The sequence below is a fragment of the Pedobacter sp. PACM 27299 genome (assembly GCF_001412655.1).
Taxonomy (GTDB): Bacteria; Bacteroidota; Bacteroidia; order Sphingobacteriales; family Sphingobacteriaceae; genus Pedobacter.
In genome coordinates, this window is record NZ_CP012996.1 from 5,506,689 (window position 1) to 5,530,588 (window position 23,900).

At 39.6% G+C, this 23,900-nt stretch carries 25 protein-coding genes; 11 read left to right on the top strand and 14 right to left on the bottom strand.

The features are described from left to right. Positions 1-50: 50 nt before the first annotated feature. The 3 genes from AQ505_RS23080 to AQ505_RS23090 are packed head-to-tail and all read left to right on the top strand — an operon-like array spanning position 51 to position 2,964. Positions 51-1,346 carry a 4Fe-4S dicluster domain-containing protein gene (locus tag AQ505_RS23080; RefSeq protein WP_062550342.1) on the top strand — a complete coding sequence of 432 codons (1,296 nt, stop codon included), beginning with the start codon at positions 51-53 and terminating at the stop codon, positions 1,344-1,346. Positions 1,347-1,376: 30 nt separating this feature from the next. Next, positions 1,377-2,177, top strand: a complete 801-nt coding sequence (locus AQ505_RS23085; RefSeq protein WP_062550343.1) for a (Fe-S)-binding protein — start codon at positions 1,377-1,379, stop codon at positions 2,175-2,177. Then, positions 2,167-2,964 carry an MBL fold metallo-hydrolase gene (locus AQ505_RS23090; RefSeq protein ID WP_062550344.1) on the top strand — a complete coding sequence of 266 codons (798 nt, stop codon included), beginning with the start codon at positions 2,167-2,169 and terminating at the stop codon, positions 2,962-2,964. The genes AQ505_RS23085 and AQ505_RS23090 overlap by 11 nt, the downstream gene beginning before the upstream one ends. Here the strand turns inward: AQ505_RS23090 and AQ505_RS23095 are convergent. Beyond that, a complete protein-coding gene (locus tag AQ505_RS23095; RefSeq protein WP_231634965.1) occupies positions 2,930-3,415 on the bottom strand; it encodes a hypothetical protein in 486 nt (161 codons plus the stop codon). The genes AQ505_RS23090 and AQ505_RS23095 overlap by 35 nt on opposite strands. A 48-nt stretch (positions 3,416-3,463) precedes the next feature. Here AQ505_RS23095 and AQ505_RS23100 point away from each other — a divergent pair, with 48 nt between their 5' ends. Continuing rightward, positions 3,464-3,943: a hypothetical protein gene (locus AQ505_RS23100; protein WP_062550345.1), complete on the top strand. Its 480-nt coding sequence runs from the start codon at positions 3,464-3,466 to the stop codon at positions 3,941-3,943. A gap of 77 nt (positions 3,944-4,020) precedes the next feature. Here AQ505_RS23100 and AQ505_RS23105 read toward each other — a convergent pair whose 3' ends face one another. From AQ505_RS23105 to AQ505_RS23135, 7 genes are all read right to left on the bottom strand, one after another. After that, positions 4,021-5,049, bottom strand: coding sequence for an isoaspartyl peptidase/L-asparaginase family protein (locus AQ505_RS23105; protein ID WP_197286259.1), 1,029 nt, complete (start codon positions 5,047-5,049; stop codon positions 4,021-4,023). Between the two features lie 71 nt (positions 5,050-5,120). Continuing rightward, entirely contained in the window at positions 5,121-5,843 is a 723-nt protein-coding gene (gene mtgA / locus AQ505_RS23110; protein WP_062550346.1) for a monofunctional biosynthetic peptidoglycan transglycosylase, read from the bottom strand. Between the two features lie 110 nt (positions 5,844-5,953). Further along, a complete protein-coding gene (gene rplI, locus AQ505_RS23115; RefSeq protein WP_062550347.1) occupies positions 5,954-6,397 on the bottom strand; it encodes a 50S ribosomal protein L9 in 444 nt (147 codons plus the stop codon). A 10-nt stretch (positions 6,398-6,407) separates the two neighbouring features. Next, a complete protein-coding gene (rpsR, locus tag AQ505_RS23120; RefSeq protein WP_008244392.1) occupies positions 6,408-6,671 on the bottom strand; it encodes a 30S ribosomal protein S18 in 264 nt (87 codons plus the stop codon). Continuing rightward, positions 6,671-7,033 carry a 30S ribosomal protein S6 gene (gene rpsF / locus AQ505_RS23125; RefSeq protein ID WP_062550348.1) on the bottom strand — a complete coding sequence of 121 codons (363 nt, stop codon included), beginning with the start codon at positions 7,031-7,033 and terminating at the stop codon, positions 6,671-6,673. Before rpsF ends, rpsR begins: the two co-directional genes overlap by 1 nt. A gap of 82 nt (positions 7,034-7,115) precedes the next feature. Further along, on the bottom strand, positions 7,116-8,354 hold the full coding sequence (locus AQ505_RS23130; protein WP_062550349.1) for an outer membrane beta-barrel protein: 1,239 nt from the start codon (positions 8,352-8,354) through the stop codon (positions 7,116-7,118). 19 nt (positions 8,355-8,373) lie between these two features. Beyond that, complete coding sequence (locus AQ505_RS23135) at positions 8,374-9,606, bottom strand: hypothetical protein (protein WP_157262545.1); 1,233 nt, start codon at positions 9,604-9,606, stop codon at positions 8,374-8,376. A gap of 141 nt (positions 9,607-9,747) precedes the next feature. On the opposite strand from AQ505_RS23135, the gene AQ505_RS23140 reads away from it, so the two are divergent. Further along, positions 9,748-11,604, top strand: a complete 1,857-nt coding sequence (locus AQ505_RS23140; protein WP_062550351.1) for a DNA polymerase III subunit gamma/tau — start codon at positions 9,748-9,750, stop codon at positions 11,602-11,604. On the opposite strand, the gene AQ505_RS23145 is transcribed toward AQ505_RS23140, so the two are convergent. Continuing rightward, entirely contained in the window at positions 11,582-12,004 is a 423-nt protein-coding gene (locus tag AQ505_RS23145; RefSeq protein WP_062550352.1) for a hypothetical protein, read from the bottom strand. The genes AQ505_RS23140 and AQ505_RS23145 overlap by 23 nt on opposite strands. 162 nt (positions 12,005-12,166) lie before the next feature. Here AQ505_RS23145 and AQ505_RS23150 point away from each other — a divergent pair, with 162 nt between their 5' ends. Then, positions 12,167-14,230: a TonB-dependent receptor gene (locus AQ505_RS23150; RefSeq protein WP_062550353.1), complete on the top strand. Its 2,064-nt coding sequence runs from the start codon at positions 12,167-12,169 to the stop codon at positions 14,228-14,230. Positions 14,231-14,277: 47 nt separating this feature from the next. Here AQ505_RS23150 and AQ505_RS23155 read toward each other — a convergent pair whose 3' ends face one another. Then, entirely contained in the window at positions 14,278-14,619 is a 342-nt protein-coding gene (locus AQ505_RS23155) for a single-stranded DNA-binding protein (protein WP_062550354.1), read from the bottom strand. A 261-nt stretch (positions 14,620-14,880) separates the two neighbouring features. Here AQ505_RS23155 and AQ505_RS23160 point away from each other — a divergent pair, with 261 nt between their 5' ends. Next, a complete protein-coding gene (locus AQ505_RS23160; RefSeq protein ID WP_062550355.1) occupies positions 14,881-15,615 on the top strand; it encodes a ThuA domain-containing protein in 735 nt (244 codons plus the stop codon). Positions 15,616-15,699: 84 nt separating this feature from the next. On the opposite strand, the gene AQ505_RS23165 is transcribed toward AQ505_RS23160, so the two are convergent. The 3 genes from AQ505_RS23165 to AQ505_RS23175 all read right to left on the bottom strand — a co-directional run bounded on the left by AQ505_RS23165 (position 15,700) and on the right by AQ505_RS23175 (position 17,682). Further along, positions 15,700-16,281, bottom strand: coding sequence for an HPP family protein (locus AQ505_RS23165; protein ID WP_062550356.1), 582 nt, complete (start codon positions 16,279-16,281; stop codon positions 15,700-15,702). A gap of 279 nt (positions 16,282-16,560) precedes the next feature. Then, a complete protein-coding gene (locus AQ505_RS23170) occupies positions 16,561-17,211 on the bottom strand; it encodes an NAD(P)-dependent oxidoreductase (protein WP_062550357.1) in 651 nt (216 codons plus the stop codon). A 60-nt stretch (positions 17,212-17,271) separates the two neighbouring features. Next, positions 17,272-17,682, bottom strand: coding sequence for an RrF2 family transcriptional regulator (locus AQ505_RS23175; RefSeq protein ID WP_062551176.1), 411 nt, complete (start codon positions 17,680-17,682; stop codon positions 17,272-17,274). Positions 17,683-17,792: 110 nt separating this feature from the next. On the opposite strand from AQ505_RS23175, the gene AQ505_RS23180 reads away from it, so the two are divergent. The 4 genes from AQ505_RS23180 (at position 17,793) to AQ505_RS23195 (ending at position 22,980) form a co-directional block, all read left to right on the top strand. Further along, the gene (locus tag AQ505_RS23180) at positions 17,793-18,827 is read left to right on the top strand and encodes a hypothetical protein (RefSeq protein ID WP_062550358.1); all 1,035 of its coding nucleotides are present in this window, start codon (positions 17,793-17,795) and stop codon (positions 18,825-18,827) included. A 179-nt stretch (positions 18,828-19,006) separates the two neighbouring features. After that, positions 19,007-21,322, top strand: coding sequence for a hypothetical protein (locus AQ505_RS23185; RefSeq protein ID WP_062550359.1), 2,316 nt, complete (start codon positions 19,007-19,009; stop codon positions 21,320-21,322). A 23-nt stretch (positions 21,323-21,345) separates the two neighbouring features. Beyond that, entirely contained in the window at positions 21,346-21,990 is a 645-nt protein-coding gene (locus AQ505_RS23190; RefSeq protein ID WP_062550360.1) for a MarR family winged helix-turn-helix transcriptional regulator, read from the top strand. Positions 21,991-22,119: 129 nt separating this feature from the next. Continuing rightward, complete coding sequence (locus AQ505_RS23195) at positions 22,120-22,980, top strand: bifunctional helix-turn-helix domain-containing protein/methylated-DNA--[protein]-cysteine S-methyltransferase (protein ID WP_062550361.1); 861 nt, start codon at positions 22,120-22,122, stop codon at positions 22,978-22,980. Here the strand turns inward: AQ505_RS23195 and AQ505_RS23200 are convergent, their stop codons facing one another. After that, positions 22,981-23,883 (bottom strand): DNA-3-methyladenine glycosylase family protein, encoded by a 903-nt coding sequence (locus AQ505_RS23200; RefSeq protein WP_062550362.1) that lies wholly within the window; start codon positions 23,881-23,883, stop codon positions 22,981-22,983. Positions 23,884-23,900 lie beyond the last annotated feature (17 nt).

Here is a 23,900-nt window from a genome sequence, read left to right on the forward strand (position 1 = left end):
TTTTGCGGGATTTCTTTTAACTTAGCCAGACTATAATCAGAATCAGAAATATGGTGTTACAAATCCTATTTATAGCAATTACACTGGCAGCAGTAGCCTTGTTCAGTTATAATTTAAAGAAAGTGATCCGCAATATCCGTATAGGGAAAGCGGCAGATCGCACTGATCAACCTCAAAAAAGGTTTATGACCATGGTCAAAGTAGCCCTCGGACAAACAAAAATGTTCTTCCGTCCGGTTCCTGCTTTTCTGCACCTGATCGTTTATGCAGGATTTATCATCATCAATATCGAAGTATTAGAGATCATGATTGATGGAATTTTCGGTACACACCGGATTTTTGGTGGCCTTGGGCCAATCTATAACTTTTTAATTGGGTCCTTTGAAATTCTGGCTTTAGGCGTATGGTTAGGCTGTGCAGTATTCCTGATCAGAAGAAATGTGCTCAAATTAAAAAGGTTCAGTGGTGTGGAGATGAAGGGATGGCCTAAGTCTGATGCCAACTATATTTTGATCACAGAGATCTTATTGATGACTGCCTTCTTATTAATGAATGCAGCAGATGCAAAATTACAGGCCATGGCTGCCTCACATTATACAGTAGCGGGATCTTTTCCGGTGAGCCAGTACCTGACGAACTTATTGCCAAACTCGGAAGGCGCACTGATTGCGATAGAAAGAGGCTGCTGGTGGTTCCATATCATTGGAATATTAGCCTTCCTGAATTACCTTCCCTACTCGAAACACTTCCACATTTTATTCGCATTTCCAAATACCTATTTCTCCAACCTGGAGCCTAAAGGGGAATTCAGCAATATGCAGAGTGTGACTAATGAGGTAAAAGCCATGCTGGACCCTTCATTTAGCCCACCGGAGGCAGAACCAGGCAGATTTGGCGCTAAAGATGTGAATGACCTGAGCTGGGTAAACCTGATGAATGCCTACACCTGTACAGAATGTGGCAGATGTACTTCTGTATGTCCGGCAAATATTACCGGAAAGCTATTGTCGCCAAGGAAAATCATGATGGATACCCGTGACCGCCTTGAAGAAGTAGGAAAAAACATTGACAAAACAGGGAATGGATTTGATGATGGAAAGTCGTTAATTGACTCTTACATCAGTAGAGAAGAAATATGGGCCTGTACCAGCTGTAATGCCTGTACAGATGCCTGTCCAATCAACATTGATCCATTGGCCATCATTACCGAACTGAGAAGGTTTGCGGTAATGGAAGAATCTCAGGCTCCGGCCAGCATTAATGCCATGCTGGGTAACATTGAGAATAATGGTGCGCCATGGAAATATTCTCCGGCCGACAGGTTGAACTGGGCCAAGAAAAGTTAATCAAAATATTAAATCTGTTATTTAGCTAAGATGAGCGAGCAACTAAATTTTGAAGTGCCTACAATGGCAGAAATGATAGCGAAAGGCGAAGAACCAGAAATCCTTTTTTGGGTAGGCTGTGCTGGAAGTTATGATGAAAGGGCGCAAAAAACCACTCGTGATATATGTAAGATCCTGCACCATGTAGGCATCAAATATGCCGTTTTGGGAACGGAAGAAAGTTGTACAGGAGATCCGGCAAAACGCGCAGGAAATGAGTTTCTTTTCCAAATGCAGGCCATGACCAATATTGAGGTACTGAATGGCTACAATATTAAAAAGATTGTAACCGGATGTCCTCATTGCTTCAATACCATTAAAAACGAATACCCGGGATTAGGCGGCAGCTACGAAGTGATCCACCATACTCAATTGATACAAGATCTGATCAACGATGGAAAACTTAAAGCGGAAGGCGGAGAGAGTTTCAAAGGTAAAAAGATTACTTATCATGACCCTTGTTATTTAGGCCGCGGAAATGATGTATATGAAGCACCTCGTAAAGCGTTGGAAGTACTTGATGCGCAGTTAGTGGAAATGAAACGCTGCAAATCTAACGGATTATGCTGTGGTGCCGGTGGTGCACAGATGTTCAAAGAGCCTGAAAAAGGGAATAAAGACATCAATATCGAAAGAATTGAAGAAGCATTGGAAACGCAGCCACAAGTGATCGCGGCTTCTTGCCCGTTCTGTATGACCATGCTGAGTGACGGTGTAAAAATGAAAGATCAGGATCAAAACGTACAAGTATTAGACATTGCAGAAATTACCGCCAGAGCGAATGGCCTATAACCCACTTTCTATTGCCTCCTTAAATTCAGGGAGTAATGGCAATTGCTATTACGTCGGCAACGACGAGGATGCGATCCTTGTAGATGCCGGACTGTCTTGCAGGGAGACAGAAAAGAGAATGTCAAGATTGGGTTTGAGCATGGATAAAGTGAGGGCGATTTTCATTTCTCATGAGCACACAGATCACATCAAAGGGCTCTCTGTGCTTTCTAAAAAATTCAACTTACCCGTATACATTAGCCTTGGCACTTTAAAGGGCTGTAAATTTGAGCTTAGGCCTGATTTAATAAGATCTTTACCAAGTCATGAGGCCATTATTGTAGGCAACTTATCCATTAAAGGTTTCCCTAAAATACATGATGCTTCAGAGCCTTATAGTTTTATGGTTTCCTATGGAGAGGTAAATATTGGCATTTTTACTGATCTTGGAGCCGTTTGCGAGCAGCTGACTCATTATTTTAAGCAATGTCATGCTGCTTTTCTGGAAACCAATTACGACGAAGATTTACTAAGTAAAAGTGCTTATCCTTATTTCCTAAAACAAAGGATCAGTGGAGGAAGAGGTCACTTGTCCAATAAGCAAGCTCTGGAACTCTTTACCACACATAAACCTAGTTTTATGAGCCATCTGCTCCTTTCCCATCTTTCGAAAGATAATAATTGTCCGGAGTTGGTGGCCAGTTTATTTAAGGAACATGCGCTCGAAACAGAGATCATTGTAGCCTCCAGGTATGTAGAAACTGCAGTATATACTATTTCTGAACCTGTAGCTGTCCATTCATTTTAATCAGTCGGTCGGAGAGTTCTGATAGGTCTTTTGGTTCCATTTTTTTTGTGGGAATCACCATAAAAGAGGCCATGCTGTCTACATCTCCATCTTTTTTATCATTATAGGTTTGTACGATTACATCCTCACCCCTGGTGAGGAAAAACAACCTACCCGCGGTGTCTGTTCCGGCATAATCTAATCCTTTAAACTTCATGAGGTTAAAGGAGAAGTATTCTACTTTTCCATTAGAGAAAAAACGTTTATACCGACAGAAACCGCTGTTGGTAACATTCAATTCATAACGTGCGACTTCCTGGTTTTCGGCCGTATGGTCATACAACTCCAGCAGCCTTTTCTGAAGATAAACAAGTTCCTCATCCATAAAGGATTGCACTTTAAAAGCCATAAAAATCAGGCATGACAATACCCAGAGGCATATTTTCAAGTTTAATGTAAACTTTTTCATCATGATCACGTTTTAGAGAAATCAATTTAAATAAATTACTAAATTTGAGGTATGTCTTTTTCTCCACAATCAAAAGTTTGGGTATACCAAAGCAACCGTGCATTCACGGAAACTGAAGCCAATGCCATTCAGCAAAAACTGAATGACTTTACGGCAAATTGGAAAGCGCATGGCCATCAATTAGCCGCCAAAGCATCAGTACTATACAACTTCTTTATTGTTCTTACAGTAGACGAAGCGAGTGCTGGCGTAACGGGATGTTCAATAGATGCCTCTGTAAGGGTGATTAAAGAAATTGAACAGGAATACGGTATTGATCTTTTCAACAGGTTTAACATGGCCTATAAGATCGACGATCAGGTGATCGTAACCAACAAAGAAGATTTTGAAACCTTAGTGAGCATTAAAAAGGTAAACCAGGAAACGACTGTATTTAACAATATGGTTCAGACATTGGAAGAATTCCAGACCAAATGGGAAGTTCCTTTTGAGCAAAGCTGGCATAGCAAAGTGTTTGCACACTTACTATAATCCGTAACCATAGTATTAAGCCTGAATGGAGCTATTGAAATTCAATAGTTCCATTCAGGCTTTTTTTTATAGATTTTTTATTTATAGATGAATACCTCTATTTTTCCGTCTGCAGTAACCGTACCACGATACATCCCTGCAGTATTGAAAGGCATAGCCACATGTCCTTGTTGATCCATGGCAATTAAACCTCCATCTCCACCCATTTTACCCACTTTTTCCAGGGCTGCATTTGAGGCCTCTGCCACGGTCATGTTTTTATATTCCATCATGGCTGAAATATCATGGGCAACTACATTTCTTATATAAAACTCTCCCCAGCCAGTGCAGGAAATTCCTGCTGTCGCATTATTTGCATAAGTTCCTGCACCGATAATTGGTGCATCTCCTACCCTGCCGTACTTTTTATTGGTCATGCCACCGGTAGAAGTTCCTGCAGCGAGATTCCCTGCTTTATCTAATGCCACAGTACCCACTGTACCGAATTTATAATCTCTATTTTGGGTTCCCAATTTTTCAGTTTTCTTACTGCCATGATCCAGAACCGCTTTCACAGAATCCTGCTGGATCGCCTTTTGTAAGCCATCCCAACGTTCTTTAGTAAAGAAGTACTTAGGATCCACGATTTCCAGCTTTACCTGTTTAGCAAAAGCTTCAGCACCTGGCCCCACCATCATCACATGCTCAGATTTCTCCATCACTGCCCTTGCGGCACTAATCGGATTTTTGATCAGGGTTACTCCTGCAACAGCTCCGGCCATCAATGTTTTGCCATCCATTACCGCGGCGTCCATTTCATTTCTACCATCATGGGTAAAAACAGCCCCTTTACCTGCATTAAATAAAGGAGAATCTTCCATCACGTGAATCGCTGCTTCTACAGCATCCAGACTTGATTTACCTGCTTTGATCGCGTTGTACCCAGCCTGTAGAGACTTCGTTAAATCAGCAACATAAGCCGCTTCCTTTTCAGGGCTCATGTTCTTTTTCAGGATAGTTCCTGCACCGCCATGAATCACCATTACATATTTCTGTTGTCCGCAAACTGTGCTACAAAAAAAGAGCAGCAAGCAAGATAAAAGATAGTTTATTTTATATTTCATCATCTTTCTTAGCATATGGTAAATGTGTAAATCCCGTTAAAGTTATAGAAATCTAATCATTATATATTAATTGGCTAGAAATCAAGCGGACCTAATCTGCGCATATTCTTCATGATCAGGTATTGTCTGTGGCGAATATAGGGAGTTGCATGTTTCGGTGACCAGCGGATAGGATTTGGAAAACACGCGGCAATTAATGCAGCCTGTGCCCTGCTCAGCTTAGTACAGGATTTTCCATAATAAGCCTGTGAAGCGGCTTCGGCACCATAAATCCCATCTCCCATTTCTATCACATTAAGGTAGACTTCTAATATGCGCTCTTTGCTCCAAAAGATTTCGATGAGCAAAGTAAAATAAGCTTCAAAACCCTTACGGATCCAGGAGCGGCCGGGCCATAGGAATACATTTTTGGCAGTTTGCTGAGAAATCGTACTTCCTCCCTTAATCTTTTTACCTTTTTGATTGGCAGCAAAAGCCTTCTCGATCGCTTTTACGTCGAAGCCGATGTGTTTTAGAAAAAGTTGATCTTCTGCAGATACAGCAGCCCTTTTCATGTTGTCTGAAATCTGATCAAAGTCTACCCATTTCTTTTCCATTTTATAAGGCTTACCATCGGCTTTACGCTCGATATTCCTTTGGACCATCAACAGGGTGATGGGCGGATTCACAAATCGATAAAACAATACCCAGAGCACAGATACCATCAAAAACCAAAGAAATACTTTGGTAACTATGCGGGTGATCTTTTGAAATAAAGGGGATTTAGTTTTACGAGGGTTGCGTTTCTTAGTTGCCATTACTCAAAGGTAAGAAGATTGGGGAATTCCATATCTGTTGTTTGGCAAAAAAGGCAATAAAAAAAGGGCTCTGACAAATCAGAACCCTTTTTTATATCGTGTAGATAAGATTACTCAGCTACAACTTCGAAAGGAACTTTAACTTTCACTTCTTTGTGTAAGTTTAAGTTGGCTACGTATTCACCAACAAATTTAGGTTCAGTTTCGAAAGTGATGCGGCGACGGTCAACATCAAAACCTTGTTGTTTCAATGCATCAGAAATCATAATAGTGTTTACTGCACCAAAAATCTTTCCTGTTTCACCAGCTTTAGCACCGATAGTTAACTTCACATCTACTAGACGTGCAGCGATACCATCAGCATCTTTCTTAATTTTATCTTGTTTAAAAGCAGCTTGTTTCAAGTTTTCTGCTAATACTTTTTTCGCTGAAGGAGTAGCCAACTGACCGAATCCTTGAGGGATTAAGTAGTTACGACCGTATCCTGGCTTTACATTAACGATATCGTCTTTCTCCCCTAGGGATTTGATATCTTGTTTTAAAATAATTTCCATTTCTCAGCTCCTATTTTAATTGGTCAGCAACAAAAGGTAACAAACCAATATGACGTGAGCGTTTTACCGCTTGTGCCACTTTGCGTTGGAATTTCAATGAAGTACCGGTTAAACGGCGAGGTAAAATTTTACCTTGGTCATTGATGAACTTTAACAAAAAGTTTGCGTCTTTGTAATCAATATATTTAATTCCGTTCTTTTTGAAACGGCAATATTTTTTTCTGTTATCGTCCACTTTTGGAGCAGTAACATATTGTATTTGATCTTTAGCCATTATCCTGCAACCTCCTCTTTCTTAGGTTTTTTGTTAAAAGCACCACTGCGTTTCTTCTCATTATACGCAACCGCATGACGATCTAATCTAATGGTAAGGAAACGTAGAACACGCTCATCACGTTTTAGTTCTAATTCCAATTTACTTACTAATTCACCTGAAGATTTGTATTCTGTAAGGTGGAAGAATCCGCTTGCTTTCTTTTCAATCGGATACGCTAATTTTCTCAAACCCCAATTGTCCTCTTGAACAATCTCGGCTCCGCTATCAGTGATGATTTTGCTGAATTTGGCTAATGCCTCTTTAGCAACCTCTTCTGATAACAACGGGGTTAGAACGATAACAGTTTCGTACTGATTCATTGTTATGATTAATTTATGTTTATTTCCCGCATTAAATACGGGGATGCAAATGTAGCAATTATATATTAAAAATCAAATCATCTTAGTGTTTACCAAACAGATAGTTAAGGCCGACACGAAATCTTTGTCGCTCTGCACTATAATAAACGTAGCTAGTCATGGAAGTAGGAATGCTATAACCAGCCAGCAATTCGATTCTTTTATTCAGCACCATTCCTGCATTAATAGGAATGGTTAAGTAAAACTTTTCCAGGTCGAGCGGAACCGCAACTTTTCTTCTATCATCAGTCAGGATCTCCTTTTCATAGCTGAAATTCACCAGATTACTGACTTTTGAATAATTCAAGCCTGCTCCTGCACTCACAAAAACCTTAAGATGATCAGCATTATAAATATGATAAGATATGGAAGGGCTGAATATAAAATTCAACTGATCAAAGGAGTTTCCTCCTGCAGGGCTGGTTACTTCACTGTTACTCTTTACGAAAGCCATTTCTATGCGAAATAACAGCCTTCGGATTGCAGGGTTTACAAATAAATCAACACCACCGCTAAACATTGGTGAGAAAGATGTTTTTGATTTTGCATCTGATGATGCCAGTGGAGTTTCCCCGCGGAACTTGGTATTTGCCATATCCAGACTAAGTCCAGCAAACCACCTGAATTGCTGATACTTAGACTTAATCCTCTCCTGTCCATTAATTAAAGTCGCGACCTTGATGAGCTCATCTTCTTTATATTTTAATGTCGCCAGTCTGCGTTCATTTGGAGGTGATAACTTATCATACTTTTGCATCAGGCTTGATAACTGACGGGCATACCTCAGGTTTGTGAGGAGCTTTCCAGATTCATCATCTCTATAATACAACTGCATCACTAATTCTGTAGGAAGGGTATCACCTTTATCTAAGATATAAAACCTGGTTTTGATGCGATCCACATAGGCATATAGAGTCACATTCGGCCCTGTCTGCAATACTTGTAGAAAGACGGTATCTCTTCTTGATGAAGTATCCACCAGGGATGAAATTTTAGAAATTTCAACTGAACCTAAACTGATGTCTACCAGAAAACGTTGGTAGGATGCCATATCATCAATGTGCCAGGCTGTACAATCGTTTAACGTGTAAGTCTTAGGGGCTGCTGAATTTAATTCAGTTTTAAAAATGAATGTAGTAGGAGTTTTTAATCCTTCTCTATAATCAATATATCCTTTAAGGGTATCTCCCGTATTTGTCACTAAGTACCCTTTTTGGAAATTAGACTGAGCCATTCCAATGGCAGGAATGGCCATCATTAAGAAAAGAAAAAAGCGCTTCATATATTATATATTTTAATCATTAATATTTACCAAAAAGATAGTTCAACCCAACCCTCATTCTTTGTCTGTACATCCCTATATGTACGTAATCTACCATGCTGGTGGGGAAATTATAGCCTGCAAGGAATTCCATCTTTTTATTCATTACTACACCTACATGAACAGGAAAAGAAAGGTGCATCGTTCTTATCGTTAATGAATAATCAACTTTAAATTGATTAAAAGCTCCATCCAGCATCTGATATCCGCTCTGCTTGCTGTAAGCAGAAAAATTGATTCCAAATGCTCCACTCACATAAACCTTAAAATTCTCTTGACTATAAATATGGTATAAAACACCTGGACTCAATGTGGCGGTGACCATGTCAAAAGCATTAAATCCTTTTGGGCTTGAAACTTCGCTATTGGTTTTAACCAGGCTCAGCTCTGTACGGAATACTAGTTTACGGATGGCAGGATTGACGAAAACATCAAACCCGCCGTTAATCATGGGGCTTACAGTTGTCTTTGATTGTGCCTCTTTTGAAGCCAATACAGACTCTCCTTCGAATTTAGTACGCCCCAGGTCCATACTAAGTCCTGCAAACCATCTTGTTTTAGGAAATTGTGGAGGTGCCAGCTGCTGATCATTGATCACTAATACGATCCTAATCAGCTCTTTTCTTTGATAATTTAATATCGAAAGCTTTTTCTCCATAGCCACTGTCCATTTCCCATACTTTCTGACCAGACTCATTAACTGTCGGACGTATTGAACATTGACCATTATTTTACTCGGATCCTTCGCCTGATGAGAAAGTTCTCTGATCAATTCAACCGGAACCGCATTGGTTTTATCCTGAATGTAGAGCCTTTCTTTAATGCGGTCTGTGTAGCTATATAGCGTAACGTTTGATCCTTCCTGTAGTACCTGAAGGAAAACACTGTCTGTTTTAAAGCTCTTATCTATTTTGTCAGAAAGTTCAGAGAATTCAATTGAAGCCGTACTGATGTCTACTAAAAAACGTCTATATGTCGTATTATCATAATTGATATGGAATTCGGCGCAATCTTTTAGTGTGTATACCTTCGTTTCTTTACGGCCATTATCACTAAAACTTACTGAAGTTGGGTTGTGTGACAGTTCCCGATAATCGATCCAACCGTTCAAGGTATCTTTTTTATTAGTGATCAAATATCCTTTTTGGAAATTGGATTGGGCGTAGCTCAGGAATGGAAGAACCATAAAAAGCCCGAAAAGAAAGCGCGTCATAAATGAAGTTTACGTTATTTGCGCAAATATACACAAAATTTACAATTAAGAAAACATAAAAACCAAAACTTCCAAAGCAGATCATTTTATTTTCCAACAAATCCCCTCTGCTCCATAAAAAATTTATAATTTCGTTGGCGAATGGAGAATTTTATAGTTTCAGCCCGTAAATACCGTCCGGCAACGTTTGAAACCGTGGTTGGCCAACATCACATTACAGGTACACTTAAAAATGCCATCAAGAATAATCAATTAGCTCAGGCTTTTTTATTCTGTGGGCCGAGGGGAGTGGGTAAAACAACTTGCGCAAGAATTCTTGCCAAAACGATCAATTGTACCAATCTGACTCCTGAACAGGAAGCTTGCGGTACTTGTGATTCCTGTGTTTCTTTTCAAACCGGTCATTCTTTTAATTTTCACGAATTAGATGCGGCATCCAACAACTCTGTTGACGATATCCGTAGTCTGATTGAACAGGTACGCATTCCTCCTCAAGCAGGAAAATATAAAATCTATATCATTGATGAGGTACACATGCTTTCGGCAAATGCGTTTAATGCCTTTCTGAAAACATTAGAGGAACCGCCATCGTATGCTATATTTATATTAGCCACTACAGAAAAACATAAAATACTTCCAACCATTCTTTCCCGTTGTCAGATTTTTGACTTTAACAGGATTCAGGTGGATGATATTTCCAGCTTACTGAATAAAATTGCAGTACGTGAAAACATCAGTGTAGAAGCAGATGGCCTGCATATTATTGCACAAAAAGCAGACGGTGGATTGAGAGATGCCCTTTCTATGTTTGACCAGATTGTGAGTTATACCAATAAGAACCTAACTTATAAATCAGTAATTGACAACCTGAATATCCTGGATTATGATTACTATTTTAAGCTAACTCAATATTTGCTAAGCGCTGATGTGAGCAATGCCTTGATTCTTTTTGATGAGATCCTGAACAATGGTTTTGATGGAAATAACTTTATCAACGGATTGGCCAGTCACCTAAGAAATTTATTGGTAGCGAAAGATCCGCAGACCACAAAGTTGTTAGAGGTTAGCGAGAATATTAAACAAAAATACATCAGCCAAAGTCAGCAGACACCTGTTTCCTTTGTGTTGACCGCTTTAAACCTTGCCAATCAGTGTGACCTGATTTATAAGAACAGCAAGAACCAACGACTTCAGGTGGAGTTGGCACTGATCAAGATGTGTCATATTCCATCAGTCCTGCAACTTGCCCAGCAACCTGTACAAAACGCCGCAACTGACCAAAATCAGATTAAAAAAAAAACTAATGTAAGTCCGCCGGCAGCGCCAATTTTATCTCAGGTTCCTTCCGAAACACAAGCAGCAACACAAGCGCCTGCACCCGTACCCTATCCAACAACACAGAGTGTACCTGTCCTTGCTGAACCTGCGCCGAAACCTGTTCCCGCAACAGCTCTTAGTGCACCTGTAAAATCTTCTACTGCGCCTACTGCAAAAATTGCTTTAACTCAAAAAATCAGTCTGAATGGCAGCAATGCCACTGGTACGTTCATTCCTTCTTTAACAGATATGAATGCAAAATCTGCCGGGGCTGACAGCGATGAACCTAAATATATTAGTGGGGATTCAAGGGAATCTTTTTCGCAGGAGCAGTTTTTGAGCTTATGGAATCAATATGCGGAAAATGCAAAAACCGCCGGAAAGATTAACATCTATACCTTAATGATTGGTGCTGAACCTCAGTTAGAGGGCACAGAACTAATCATAGCCAAGGTTGAACATAAACTTCAGGAAGGACTTTTACAGGAAGAAATGGTAGATCTGATGAACTTCCTCAGACCACGATTGAAAAACTTCAGCATCTCTGTGAAAACTATTCAGGCAGCACGTGAAGTCGTAAACCGACTATATACCAGTACAGAGAAGTATCAGTTCTTACTGGATAAAAACCCGAAATTAGAGGAACTCCGTCGTAAGTTTAACCTTGACGTAAACCCTTAGTTTTTCTACTTGGCTCTGGAGTATCATTGATGGGATAACCTTCTTCATCCAGATCTTTGCGTTCATCTTCTGCTGTTCTTGCCAGTAATTCATCTTCTGGAGCAAGAACTACAATTTCTCCGTTATCGATATGCATACCCGCTTCTTCAAGGTTTTCGCCAATTTGTTCTTCATCATTATATTCACTGCCGATGTAAGGATTGGCTTCATCATAAGAAGAACTGCTATCTTCCCCATTGGGTGCCGAAGTATCGTAAGGTAAAGGGTGATCGTAATCTTTTTCTTCTCCTTTTACATCAAATACAAAGCTATTTTTGTCTTTATCATAAGATAAATTGTCAAAATCTTTCGTTTCTCCAAGGTCTGTCGGATGAAGTTTATCCTTTTTTTCGGTACTCATAATGATCAAGTTATACCATCATAACGTTATAAAATCTTGAATTGTTTTTTGTTATTCCCACAAAATGCGGTTATACTGCTGTTATCAGCTGATAAAAGAAGTTTTAAGTTTTCTTAACTGAGATTTATACTTCTTTGGGTATAAATTTTAGCTTTGTTTGTGATGAGAATATTTATAGTGACTTCATTGTTGTTACTTTCTTTTTCCGCAGCGGCGCAGCAGCAGGATACCACAAAAAGATTAAAAGAGGTAGAAATCAAACCTTATTTTTCTACACAGCCTTTATTAAGAGCTACGGGTGCCATCGGTTTGGTTGATCGCTCTTTACTTGACAAGCAAGCTGGAGGTTCTTTGGTAGCTGCCTTGAATACTATCCCTGGAATACGCATGGAAGAACGCTCTCCAGGCAGCTATCGTTTGTCCATCCGTGGGAGCTTGCTCCGTTCTCCTTTTGGAGTCAGAAATGTGAAAATCTATTTTGACGATTTTCCATTGACAGATGCCGGAGGGAACAGCTACCTGAATGCACTAGAAATGAGTGCCCTAAACCGCATTCAAATTCTAAAGGGTCCGCAAAGTAGCCTCTTTGGTGCAAACTCCGGAGGAGTTGTATTGATACAACCGCTACAGCTTAGCGCAGACAGTATTGTCGCCATGTTAAAACTGGAAACAGGTGCTTATGGTACCTTTCTTCAGAGTTTATCTGCCGGACAGCAATTCAAAAAATACAGCATTAACATCACCCAGGCTTACCAGCGCAGTGACGGTTATCGCGACCATAGTGCTATGGACCGCAAATATTTCCAGATTTCACAACAATTCGACTACAGTAAGAAAAACAAGCTGAAAGCCTTGATTTTCTATTCTGATCTACATTACAATACTCCAGGAGGATTGGATATCACACAATATATGGATCGTCCCCAGGCTTCCAGGCCAGCTGCTGGTGCATTGAAAAGTGCTATTGAGCAAAAGGCAGGGATTTACAGCAATACCCTTTTCGGTGGCCTCTCCAATGACTGGATTATCAACGATCATTTTAAGCATGTGATTTCCCTGTTTTCTTCTTATACCGATTTCAAAAACCCTTTTATCACCAATTATGAGAAGAGGAAAGAACTGACTTTAGGACTGCGCTCCTATCTGGAATACCAAAAACAAACAACCAGTTTCAATTATAGGTTCAATATTGGACTGGAAAGCACACAAACTTCCTCTGATATTGTCAATTATAACAATAACATGGGTCAACCTGCTGCATTGAAAGCTAGTGACCAGTTAAAAGCAGCATCAAACTTTGCTTTTGCACATTTAAATATTGATTTCCTAAACAAATGGCTCCTGGAATTATCTGCAAGCGGGAATTTATACCAATACACTTATCAAAGTATTGCTCCTATAGCCAGTGATCAAAGAACCAACCGCTTTGATTTTCAGCTGATGCCAAGAATTGCCCTATCCTATTTACTTGTGCCAGAACTTGCATTGCGTACTACAGTGAGCAAGGGCTATTCACCGCCCACAATAGCAGAAATCAGAGCTTCAGACCAGGTCATAAACGTGGACTTACAACCAGAATTCGGCTGGAATCATGAAATCGGTGTTCTTTACCAAAGCGCTGACCGCAGGTTCAATATTGACCTGACAGGATTTTATTACCGTTTGCAAAGTGCCATTGTTCGACGTTTAAACGAGAATGAAAATGAATATTTCATCAATGCTGGCGGCACCAAACAATGGGGTCTGGAAAGCGCCTTCTCTTTATGGCTGGTTCCAGTTAATCACTCTAAATTCTTACGTGGCTTACAACTTTATAATGCCATTACCTTAAGTAATTTTAAATTCGACCATTATGCAGACAATACCGCTGATTATTCTGGAAATCAACTGACGGGTGTTCCAAAGCAGGTCATCATCAGCAGCATTGATTGTTATTTTCCAGGGCAATGGTCTATATTTGCACAGCACAATTACACTTCCAGCCTACCTTTAAATGATGCCAATACTGTTTATGCCAGGAAATACCACCTTGTCCAGGCCAGACTAAGCTGGAAGGGCTTAAAAATTGGTAAATCTGACCTGTCGCTCTTTACCGGAGCAGATAACCTGCTGAACGAGAAATATAGCCTTGGCAACGACCTGAATGCTGTTGGCAGGCGTTATTATAATGCTGCAGCCGGGAGAAACTTCTATGCCGGCTTATCCTTGCAACTGAAAAGAAATTAAACATTTCGGCTGTTGGTTCATCCTCATCCGAAATGCTTTTGTTTATTTTATGATTCAGTTGCTGTAATCAGCTCCAGCTGGTTGACAAAAATCTCTGTACTGGAGCGTTGTTCCCCTAGCTTATCAGTATAAGCCTGTACTTTTAAGCTGCCTTCAATACTGATCCCCACCCCTTTTTTAATCAGTAATTCCGCAAGATCTGCTTTCTTATTCCAGAAAACCAGGTTGATCCATTGGGTTTGACAAACAGCCTCCCCGGTTTGGGTCTTATAAAACTCATTAATGGCCAGACTTACTCTTGCTACCTTCTTTTCCTCGGAAAAATTAACCACTGTAGGATCTCCACCGGCGAGACCTGTGAGATAAACACTATTTCTAAAATTCTTCATATACTAAAGACTCATCAAGGTTCATAAACAGTAACCGCTCTGATTACCGATAAGACTAACTACTGCATTATTTAGAAGATTACCAAGTTTATTCTACTAAAAATTAAATCATTATTAATATTATTTCCTTAAAAAAAACAGTCAAACACTAAAAATATAAGTAAAAGATGGCTACTTAAGTGTTTATGCCTTAAAATCCTTCCCTAATGGCTCAGGTATTATAAAGTATAAATGATATATTAGTCTTCAAGCTCCTTAATTATGTATAGACACCTCAGTTTCGTCGTTTTGATTATTTTTGCCTTTAGCAGTAACTCCAGTGCCTTTGCTAAGAAAACAAAGATCCTGATCTTCTCTAAAACATCAGGTTTTCACCACTCTTCCATTAGAGAAGGAGTTACAGCTTTACAAGCGATGTCCATAGCCCACGACTTTACAGCGGATACGACTACGGATGCTCAAAAATTCAATCCCCAGAACTTAAAACAATATGCCGCGGTTGTATTTCTGAATACCACCGGTGATATATTGAATTCGCAGCAGGAAAAAGCATTTGAAGCCTATATCCGTTCGGGCGGCGGTTTTGTTGGAGTGCATGCGGCTACAGATACGGAATACGACTGGCCATGGTATGGGAAGTTAGTTGGCGCTTATTTTGTAAATCATCCTGCACAGCAGTTCGCAAACTTAGATGTAATCGATAAGAAGACCATTGCTACGGCACATTTACCAGAAGTATGGAACAGAAAAGACGAATGGTATAATTTTAAAGATATTTCTCCGGCTATAAATGTATTAATCAACCTTCAGGAAAGCAGTTATCAGGGGGGCAGCAATGGACAGCAGCATCCTATGGCCTGGTACCATGATTTTGAGGGAGGAAGGGTTTTCTATACAGGACTAGGCCATACTGCAGAATCCTATACTGACCCTTTATTCTTACAGCATTTATGGGGCGGAATGCAATACGTAATGGGTATCAAAAAAATGAAATGATGTTTTCAGGATGATTTTTGCAAGACCATCACCAATTCAAGATCATACCTAATTCAAAATCCAGCTTTATTTTAACAATAGCATCTATTCTTGTTTTGGATGCTTCCTCTTCCTAAAGATTGGTTTAGTCGGATAATGACGATGTCTCATATTATTGAATACCAGTGCCACTAGAAATAGAATCATAACCCCTGTAAATACAGGACTGAAAACATATAGATAACCCATTTCCTTAATTTTCGCACCACCAGTTACCGCGATCAATGCAGTTGCACCACCTGGTGGATGCAACGTTTTGGTGATTTGCATGGCTACGATAGAAATAGAAACGGCTAAAGCGCCTGCAATCCAGACTTCATTTGGGATAATTTTCAACATCGTTACTCCAATAATTGCAGAAATCACGTGACCACCAATTAGGTTTCTAGGCTGTGCCAGGGGACTATTGATAATTCCGTAAATCAATACAGAAGAAGCGCCGAATGAACCAATCATAAATAAATTGTCATTGGCTACCAGGTACTGGCTATTCAATAGTCCGATCAAACCAATTCCAATAAAGGAACCAATAAAAGTCAGGACATGCTCTTTGGCATCAATTAAAGTCTCCCGATACAAGACGTACCTTGCTCTTCGATAATGTTTTCTTATAATCTGTTTGGGCATTCGTTATATATTCTTTGCAAAAATACCACAATATCAGTTGAAAATCCAGTAACTGAAGGGTCATTATTTCAATCCACACCTGTACTTTCTATAAACCTATTTTACCTAGAAAGACGAAAAGGAACGCGCTTAAAGTTTGAAGGAATTCCTTAAAAGAACAAAAGTAATTTTCAAAAACCTTTCCCCTGGTTCAGCGGGCGCATTACCTGGAGAAAGGTCTCAACGTTTCTATTTTTTAAAACGCTATTATCGACTGGGAAACTTGAGCTCATCAGCTGACTAATAGCCCGCAGTAAATCTCTGTTTTATATACTGAGGTTTCTCCAGTTCATCAACTATGGCAACTGACAAATCCTGTACAGAAAGTGAGCTTCTTCCAGCTTCATCAAACACTGGGCTTTCTGTCCCTACACGATATTGACCAGTACGTCCGGTAGTAATTCCTGGGTGCATTTCTATTGCCGGACTAAAAAACGTCCAATCAATTGCTTCTTCGTTTTTAAGGATAGTCAGGTAATCTCTTGCAGCAGTAGCTCCAGCCTTATAATCCGCAGGAAAATCAGGCCCGTCTACCAGTTGAGCGTCGTTAATAAATAAACTTCCAGCACCACCGATTACAATCAGACGAGGTACACCTGCATCTTTCACTGCTTTTTGAATGGCTTCTGAACCCGCTAGAAAATCATCGTAAAGATTTGGGTTGGTCCAACCTGCATTAAAAGCACTGATCACTGCATCAGATCCTTTGATGGCTTCTGCTAATTCAACCGTATTCAGGACATCTACTGCCTTCACTGTAAGTTGTACATTTTTTTCCTTGACATGAGCTGCATTTCTTACAATCCCTGTTACCTGGTGACCACGATTTAATAATTCTGTTAATAAGTGTGCCCCTACAAAGCCACTTGCTCCAATTAATGATACTTTCATCTTTTCTATTTTAATTAATATATATTGTAATATTATTTGTTACAGTTATAGGTAAAAAAATCAAATGAACTGCTTGCTAAAATCAGCCAAAGTTTTCTTAGACAACTCCTGGATTAAAACCTGTTCAGTACTGTCATATAAAGAATTCAAATGCTGATTAATTTGTTTGCCTACCGGGCATTGTGGATTAGGCTCATTTTTAGAAGTTCCTAATAGGTTATTTTGCCTTACAGCGCTATAAATCTGATCTAAGGTAATACTATCTGCTGATTTTGACAAGAAACTACCTCCATTTTTACCTTCTTTACTTTCCACAAAACCTTGATTCCTAAGATTGATCAATTCTTTTCTAACCAGAACAGGATTGATATTGATGCTTCCAGCAATATAGTCAGAAGACAGTAAGTCCCCTTTTGCTTTTTCCAGCAAAGTCAGGATATGTAAAGAAATGGCGAATCTTGCGTTGTTCATTCTGTAATTATTTTTATTACAGTACAAAGGTAGATGAATAATTGTTATTTCCAAAAAATATTTTGGATCCATACATAAGTTTACCTTTGCGACATCTACCATAATGAACCATGAAATACTCCTTTTTCCTTTTACGCCTGTGCCTGCTCCTTAGCTTTGCCTTTTTAACCTCCTGCTCCCCTTCTGGCAAGGCCGATACTGCTTTCTACTATTGGAAGCAAAGTTTTTCCTTAGCGCAACCGCAGCAAGAAGTTCTGGAAAAAGTGGCAGCGCATAAATTGTATCTCCGCTTTTTTGACATTAAATGGAATACAAAAGAAAACCGGGCTTACCCGGAAGCAGTCATTAATTTCACTCAAAAAATAAGTGCATGGCAGGTGACTCCGGTCATTTTTATCACCAACCAGACTTTTGAAAAATTAACCCTGCAGGGAATAGATAGTCTGGCAGAACATACGCAGCGCTTATTATCCAAACTTAGCACTGATCAACAGCTCAATTACCAACAAGTGCAATTCGACTGCGATTGGAGCCTGGGCACAAAAGATAAATACTTTCATTTCCTAAAAACTTTCAAAGCCATTAGCAACAAAAGCCTGGAGGCCACCATTAGGTTACACCAGATCAAATACCAAATCCGAACTGGCGTTCCTCCTGTGGATCGCGGCATTTTGATGTTCTATAATATGGGTAAGATTTCGGCTAAACCGGACGATCCGAATTCCATTTATAATTCGAATGATGCAGCAAACTATATCAGTCACCTCCCTAAATATCTTTTACCACTAGATATTGCCTTACCCTTGTTCTCCTGGTCTATACATATTAGACATGGTCAGGTAATTCAGGTATATGGAAAAATTGGCAAATCAATTGTGTCTGACGTCAATAATTTCGAAGTTACTACCAACAAAGATGTATTTAAGGCCAGAAGAAGTTTCTTTATAGAAGGTGTTTATATCAAAGCCGGCGATCTTTTCAAACTTGAAGAAACTGATAAAACACTTTTAGTTCAGGCAGCAGAGCAATTGGCTAAACATTTGAGCAAAGATGAAAAAAGAACCATCATCTATTATGAAATTGGCAACTTCGATCCAAATATCTTTAAAGCAAAAGACCTATTAGAAGTTTCTGCCAGATTTTAAGGAATGGATTATCATCATTCGTACCTTTATCGCTGTCAAACGAAAAACCATCATTGCATTACTAAAATAACGAAACGATATGACTACCAAGGCCAACAAAACGGGATGATGAACCGCAGTATCCCTTCATAAAAACATCTTAAAACACAATAGCATACCATTTCTACTACCCAGCTTCTATGAAAACATTAAATTCAGCTACCAAATTATTAAAGCAGTACCTACCAAAAAAGTTTTTGACCTTACTCTGTTTATCGACACTATCTCTTGCCGGAGTAGTTTGGGCATGTGCAGACTATGGTTATGACGACGATTATTCCAGTTTCAGTCCGGAATCTTTTGTTGCCAAAGAGTATACTCCATTTTTCTATTCGGATTTCTCTGCTTACTACGGACAAGACTACAATTATAACGACGACAACTCCAATACCCGTTTCAATCAACAAATTGTGAACGAATGGTATGACTATTTCGGACAGAAATTAAGCAAAGCTGACCTTCAGTATCTGTTGCTGCGCGCCAGCGAAAAAGGTATTGATTCTGTATATCAAAATTACAAAGGTAAAATTGAGCTCCTTCCCGATAGTATGCCACAATTAAAAAAGCTGAAAATAAATAAAAAGCAGTTAACTGCTTTCTTTGATTACCTGGATCTAGCTAAGAAAAGTGAGACCTATGCAGCCAGCTATAAAAGTTATTATTACTGGGATGAGAAACAGGAGTTCAGTGTACCTAAAGCATTTGAAATGGAATTGTTACTTGCTTTAAAAAAGGCTAAGGATCCCTTTATTAAGCAACGACTGTGGTTTCAATTGGTTCGCTATTATTATTTTGCAGAAAGAAGCGAAGGTATAAAACCGCTAAAAGATGCAGCCACCATACAGGCCTTTAACCTCTACAAGGATGTTTTTCCTAAAAACATGATGTATTATAGGACTTTGGGGTATGTAGCGGGCAGGCATTATTATGCTGGTGATTATGCAACTTCCAACTATCTGTTCAGCCTTTGCTATAACTACAGCACTGAAATGAAGATTCCAGCAAAATGGTCTTTCCGTCCAAATGCTGATTCTGATTGGAAACAGAGTTTAGAAATGGCAAAGACAACCGAAGAAAAAATCACGCTTTGGCATTTAATGGGCATTTACTACGATACAGAAAGGGCAATTCCAGAAATCATCGCTCTAGATCCTAAATCAGAAAAGTTGGACTTACTGCTGAGCAGGGCCATCAATATTACAGAATCTGCCTTCCGTAATTATTACGGTGGAAAAGAAGATTCAACCTCTACGTTAAAGAAAAACACAGCTTTAATTAGTGGGATTGCTTTAAAAAACAACACCGCAAAACCTTATATCTGGAACCTTGCTGCAGGATACCTAAACTTCATGACCAAAGATTATGAAACCGCAGCAAAATTCTACAAAACAGCAAAAACACAGCTCCCAGCGGACAATGAACTGTTAATGGCCCAGTATAAAATCCTCGATTGGGGATTATATCTGAGACAATTGAAAAAGATTGATGCAGCCGCAGAGGCTAAAATGGTAGAACCTCTAAACTGGTTCGCAAACCTCAGAGATGGAAAAGAGAAAGTAAAAGACCTTAGATTTTATCAATCGCTAAATGAAAGTATGGGCGTTATTTCCGATCTGTATAAAAAACAAGGGGATTTTATTAAAGCCAATATCTTCAGAAGTTATCATGAGTTTTACACCAATAATCGACGTATTGAGCAGTTAAAAGCACTCATGCTCAACGAAAAGCAAACTGCCTTTGAAAAAGCGATGCTCCGTTATTATCCATATAAAGTGGAAGATCTTTATTTCTATCAGGCTACTGTACTTGTTTTTCAAGATCAGCCAGAAGCAGCAATTCCATTTTTAGAGAAAAGCGGCCATCAAACAGATACCCTTCAGGCCAATCCATTCAATATGCGCTTAAATGATTGTCATGATTGCGACCAACAAATGGCACAATCTAAGAAGTTCAAATCACTGGAGCTCTTAAGGATGATGAAAAGTATGAAGGCGGAGATTAAAGCCGGTAGAAATGTATACAACAACGCCTATTTATTAGCTAATGCCTATTACAATATTAGCTATTATGGCAATAACCGTGGCTTTTATATTTCTAGTCTAACAGATACTTATGGCAGCAGCGCATTCAGTGTTCCTGCACCCTTCAGGCCAATCTATCTTTCCGGAAAAATAGCCGAAAAGTATTACTTAATGGCAAGAATGGCTACGAAAAACAAAGAACAGCAGGCACGCTGTACCTTTATGGCCAGCAAAATTGAACGCAATGAAAGTTACAACAGATCTTTCGATCTTCCAGAGAATAAGGATGCCAATTCCTGGAGTGTAGAAACCAAAGCACTTTATTTTGGGCAAAACTTCGCGATGCTGGCAAGACAATATGCTGACACCAGATTCTACCAGGAAGCAATAGAAGAATGCGGTTATTTCCGTCAGTATTTAAACTCGCTGCACTAATTACAGCAGATTAATTGAGGACTATGAAACCAATTGTAGAACTGATTACGGCATGGGCCGATTATGAAAGCAAGAATCCCGCTGCCAATGCAGCGGAATTCTGCAGTCATTTCTTGATGGATCATAAAGGACCCGCAGCACCCGATCAAATGCCTGCTACGCTAGCGGATAAAGATGCCGATCAGGAATTAGCTACTCTGATCGGCCAATTAAACGCCATTCATGTAGTGTATGCAAAATCCGTACTCAAATCATTCCCAGGAATTGAACTGGAATGGTTTTACTTCATGAAGTCCATCGCCCTCCATCCTGAAGCGAAGAAATCAGATGTGGTTGCTGCAGTATTCTTTGAACCATCTACTGGTATCGATATTCTCAACAGAATCAAAAAAGCAGGGCTATTGATAGAAAGAAGCGACCCGGCTGATAAAAGAGCGAAACTGGTTAAATTGAGTACAAAAGGAGAAAAACTGCTACAGCTGTTACACCGAAGTTTATTCAAAGCTGATCAATTGTTATTCCATGACCTTTCAGCATCGAACAAGAAATTATTGATCAATCTGCTGACAGATACGCAACAAAAACACCAAACCTTAATCGCTGAAAACAAGCACAAACAATTGGAAGAACTGAACCTTACTATTTCAGACCAGGAAAGTAAGTTGTAAAGCTACGCTGATCTATAACCAGGCGTGTAAATAGGATAAAGTAAATATGGAATATTATCTGTAAACAGCGCAAGTTTCGGGTTTTCACAGCGCTGTACATGCCTTAATTTTAGGTATAAATTTCAAATCATGGAAACATCAGATCAAATCGACTATCAGAGAATTGAAAAAGCGATTGAATATTTAAGAATGAATTTCAAACAGCAACCCCCATTAGAAGATATCGCTGCACATGTTCATCTAAGTCCCTTTCATTTTCAGCGTATGTTTAAGGAATGGGCCGGTGTGAGTCCTAAACAATTTCTTCAATACCTAAGCATAGAGTATGCAAAAGGGATCTTAAAAAAACAAAATGGCAAATTGGCTGAGGCCGCTTATGAAACCGGCTTATCAGGCACCAGCAGGCTACACGATCTTTTCATCAAGATAGAAGGAATGACACCCGGAGAATTTAAAAATGGTGGACAGCAGTTACAAATCAATTATAGCTTCGCAGAAAGCCCTTTTGGGCGGTTATTGGTGGCTTCTACTGCCAAAGGCATTTGCTATATGGCTTTTTCTGATGATTCAAATCAGGCATTTAATGAACTCCAGCAACTATTTCCGAATGCAAAGTACCAGCAGTTGCTTGATCAGCTGCAACAGCATGCGCTTTATATATTTAGCACAGATTGGAGCAGGTTATCGGAAGTAAAACTTCATTTAAAAGGAACGGATTTCCAGATCAAAGTTTGGGAAATGCTATTAAAAATCCCCTCTGGAGATCTGGCAACCTATGCTGACATTGCCAATGAACTGCAAAACCCTAAAGCCAATCGTGCAGTAGGCAGTGCAGTAGGGAAAAACCCGGTAGCCTTTTTAATTCCTTGCCACAGAGTGATTAAATCCACAGGAGAATTGGGGCAATACCATTGGGGAGCAGTGAGAAAAACAGCAATGATCGGTTGGGAAGCATCAAAAAATGATACACCAACAGGGGAGCAGGTATAATTACACTCGTTTAGAAAGCGTTCTCCAGAGGTAAAAAACAAGGTAACTTTCCCAGCCCTCATATCCAGAAAAAAAGGCTTCGATTTCAGCAACTTCCTTTTTATCCTTGATGATATCTAGATTAACCAATGCATTTAACAATCCAGCATCACCATGAGGGATACAAGAGCGTTCCTTCAAACTTTTCATCAGCGCATAATTTGCGGTCCAAACTCCTACTCCTTTCACATTGACCAAAGCCTTTTGACGGGAGGCCAAATCTGGCATTGCGCGTAATCCTGATTTACTAAGCGTCTGAGTAGCGAAAGCGGCGGCGATCTCTAAAACATACGCCGCTTTACTTCTTGAAAATTGCATGCCCTGCAATTCTTCCTGTATTGCATTTGCCAAAACTTCTGGCTTTGGAAAAAGAAAGTACTGTTGCCCTTCAAAATCCAATGTTTCTCCGAAGCGTTCTACCAGTTTTCTTTTGAGTTTATAGGCAAAAGTTAAATTAATCTGCTGTCCGATGATTGCCCAGCAGATGGCTTCAAACAAATCGGGGATTCCGATCAGCCGAAGACCAAAATAGTCTGCCTTCATAAAAGACAAACGGGGATCTCTAAGCATCAATTCATAGAATGGCTTAAGATCGAGGTCCAGGTCAAACCATTCATTCACAAAAGCCCTCACTTCAACGGTTTCTTCGGGAGTTAAAGTCCGATTTAAAACGGAAACCTTTAACGTTTCACCTTCGTTTTCGATACGAACTAATGCGGCCCCATTTGTCAGCTGCAGTACTCTGGTCACCCTATTTTTAGCTATGCTATATAGGCAGTCATCAAAGCCACGGTCTAAAAACCATAGACATTCTCCAAAGTTGAAATCAGCAGGAAGAGTAATAAAGAAACACGTTGGCACCATCCTGTAAAAATAGTCAT

What these genes read in the sequence shown, in the direction of transcription:
- AQ505_RS23080 (WP_062550342.1), top strand. Translation starts at nt 51, where the DNA reads ATGGTGTTACAAATCCTATTTATAGCAATTACACTGGCAGCAGTAGCC.
- AQ505_RS23085 (WP_062550343.1), top strand. Translation starts at nt 1,377, where the DNA reads ATGAGCGAGCAACTAAATTTTGAAGTGCCTACAATGGCAGAAATGATA.
- AQ505_RS23090 (WP_062550344.1), top strand. Translation starts at nt 2,167, where the DNA reads ATGGCCTATAACCCACTTTCTATTGCCTCCTTAAATTCAGGGAGTAAT.
- AQ505_RS23095 (WP_231634965.1), bottom strand. Translation starts at nt 3,415, where the DNA reads ATGATGAAAAAGTTTACATTAAACTTGAAAATATGCCTCTGGGTATTG.
- AQ505_RS23100 (WP_062550345.1), top strand. Translation starts at nt 3,464, where the DNA reads ATGTCTTTTTCTCCACAATCAAAAGTTTGGGTATACCAAAGCAACCGT.
- AQ505_RS23105 (WP_197286259.1), bottom strand. Translation starts at nt 5,049, where the DNA reads ATGATGAAATATAAAATAAACTATCTTTTATCTTGCTTGCTGCTCTTT.
- mtgA (WP_062550346.1), bottom strand. Translation starts at nt 5,843, where the DNA reads ATGGCAACTAAGAAACGCAACCCTCGTAAAACTAAATCCCCTTTATTT.
- rplI (WP_062550347.1), bottom strand. Translation starts at nt 6,397, where the DNA reads ATGGAAATTATTTTAAAACAAGATATCAAATCCCTAGGGGAGAAAGAC.
- rpsR (WP_008244392.1), bottom strand. Translation starts at nt 6,671, where the DNA reads ATGGCTAAAGATCAAATACAATATGTTACTGCTCCAAAAGTGGACGAT.
- rpsF (WP_062550348.1), bottom strand. Translation starts at nt 7,033, where the DNA reads ATGAATCAGTACGAAACTGTTATCGTTCTAACCCCGTTGTTATCAGAA.
- AQ505_RS23130 (WP_062550349.1), bottom strand. Translation starts at nt 8,354, where the DNA reads ATGAAGCGCTTTTTTCTTTTCTTAATGATGGCCATTCCTGCCATTGGA.
- AQ505_RS23135 (WP_157262545.1), bottom strand. Translation starts at nt 9,606, where the DNA reads ATGACGCGCTTTCTTTTCGGGCTTTTTATGGTTCTTCCATTCCTGAGC.
- AQ505_RS23140 (WP_062550351.1), top strand. Translation starts at nt 9,748, where the DNA reads ATGGAGAATTTTATAGTTTCAGCCCGTAAATACCGTCCGGCAACGTTT.
- AQ505_RS23145 (WP_062550352.1), bottom strand. Translation starts at nt 12,004, where the DNA reads ATGAGTACCGAAAAAAAGGATAAACTTCATCCGACAGACCTTGGAGAA.
- AQ505_RS23150 (WP_062550353.1), top strand. Translation starts at nt 12,167, where the DNA reads ATGAGAATATTTATAGTGACTTCATTGTTGTTACTTTCTTTTTCCGCA.
- AQ505_RS23155 (WP_062550354.1), bottom strand. Translation starts at nt 14,619, where the DNA reads ATGAAGAATTTTAGAAATAGTGTTTATCTCACAGGTCTCGCCGGTGGA.
- AQ505_RS23160 (WP_062550355.1), top strand. Translation starts at nt 14,881, where the DNA reads ATGTATAGACACCTCAGTTTCGTCGTTTTGATTATTTTTGCCTTTAGC.
- AQ505_RS23165 (WP_062550356.1), bottom strand. Translation starts at nt 16,281, where the DNA reads ATGCCCAAACAGATTATAAGAAAACATTATCGAAGAGCAAGGTACGTC.
- AQ505_RS23170 (WP_062550357.1), bottom strand. Translation starts at nt 17,211, where the DNA reads ATGAAAGTATCATTAATTGGAGCAAGTGGCTTTGTAGGGGCACACTTA.
- AQ505_RS23175 (WP_062551176.1), bottom strand. Translation starts at nt 17,682, where the DNA reads ATGAACAACGCAAGATTCGCCATTTCTTTACATATCCTGACTTTGCTG.
- AQ505_RS23180 (WP_062550358.1), top strand. Translation starts at nt 17,793, where the DNA reads ATGAAATACTCCTTTTTCCTTTTACGCCTGTGCCTGCTCCTTAGCTTT.
- AQ505_RS23185 (WP_062550359.1), top strand. Translation starts at nt 19,007, where the DNA reads ATGAAAACATTAAATTCAGCTACCAAATTATTAAAGCAGTACCTACCA.
- AQ505_RS23190 (WP_062550360.1), top strand. Translation starts at nt 21,346, where the DNA reads ATGAAACCAATTGTAGAACTGATTACGGCATGGGCCGATTATGAAAGC.
- AQ505_RS23195 (WP_062550361.1), top strand. Translation starts at nt 22,120, where the DNA reads ATGGAAACATCAGATCAAATCGACTATCAGAGAATTGAAAAAGCGATT.
- AQ505_RS23200 (WP_062550362.1), bottom strand. Translation starts at nt 23,883, where the DNA reads ATGGTGCCAACGTGTTTCTTTATTACTCTTCCTGCTGATTTCAACTTT.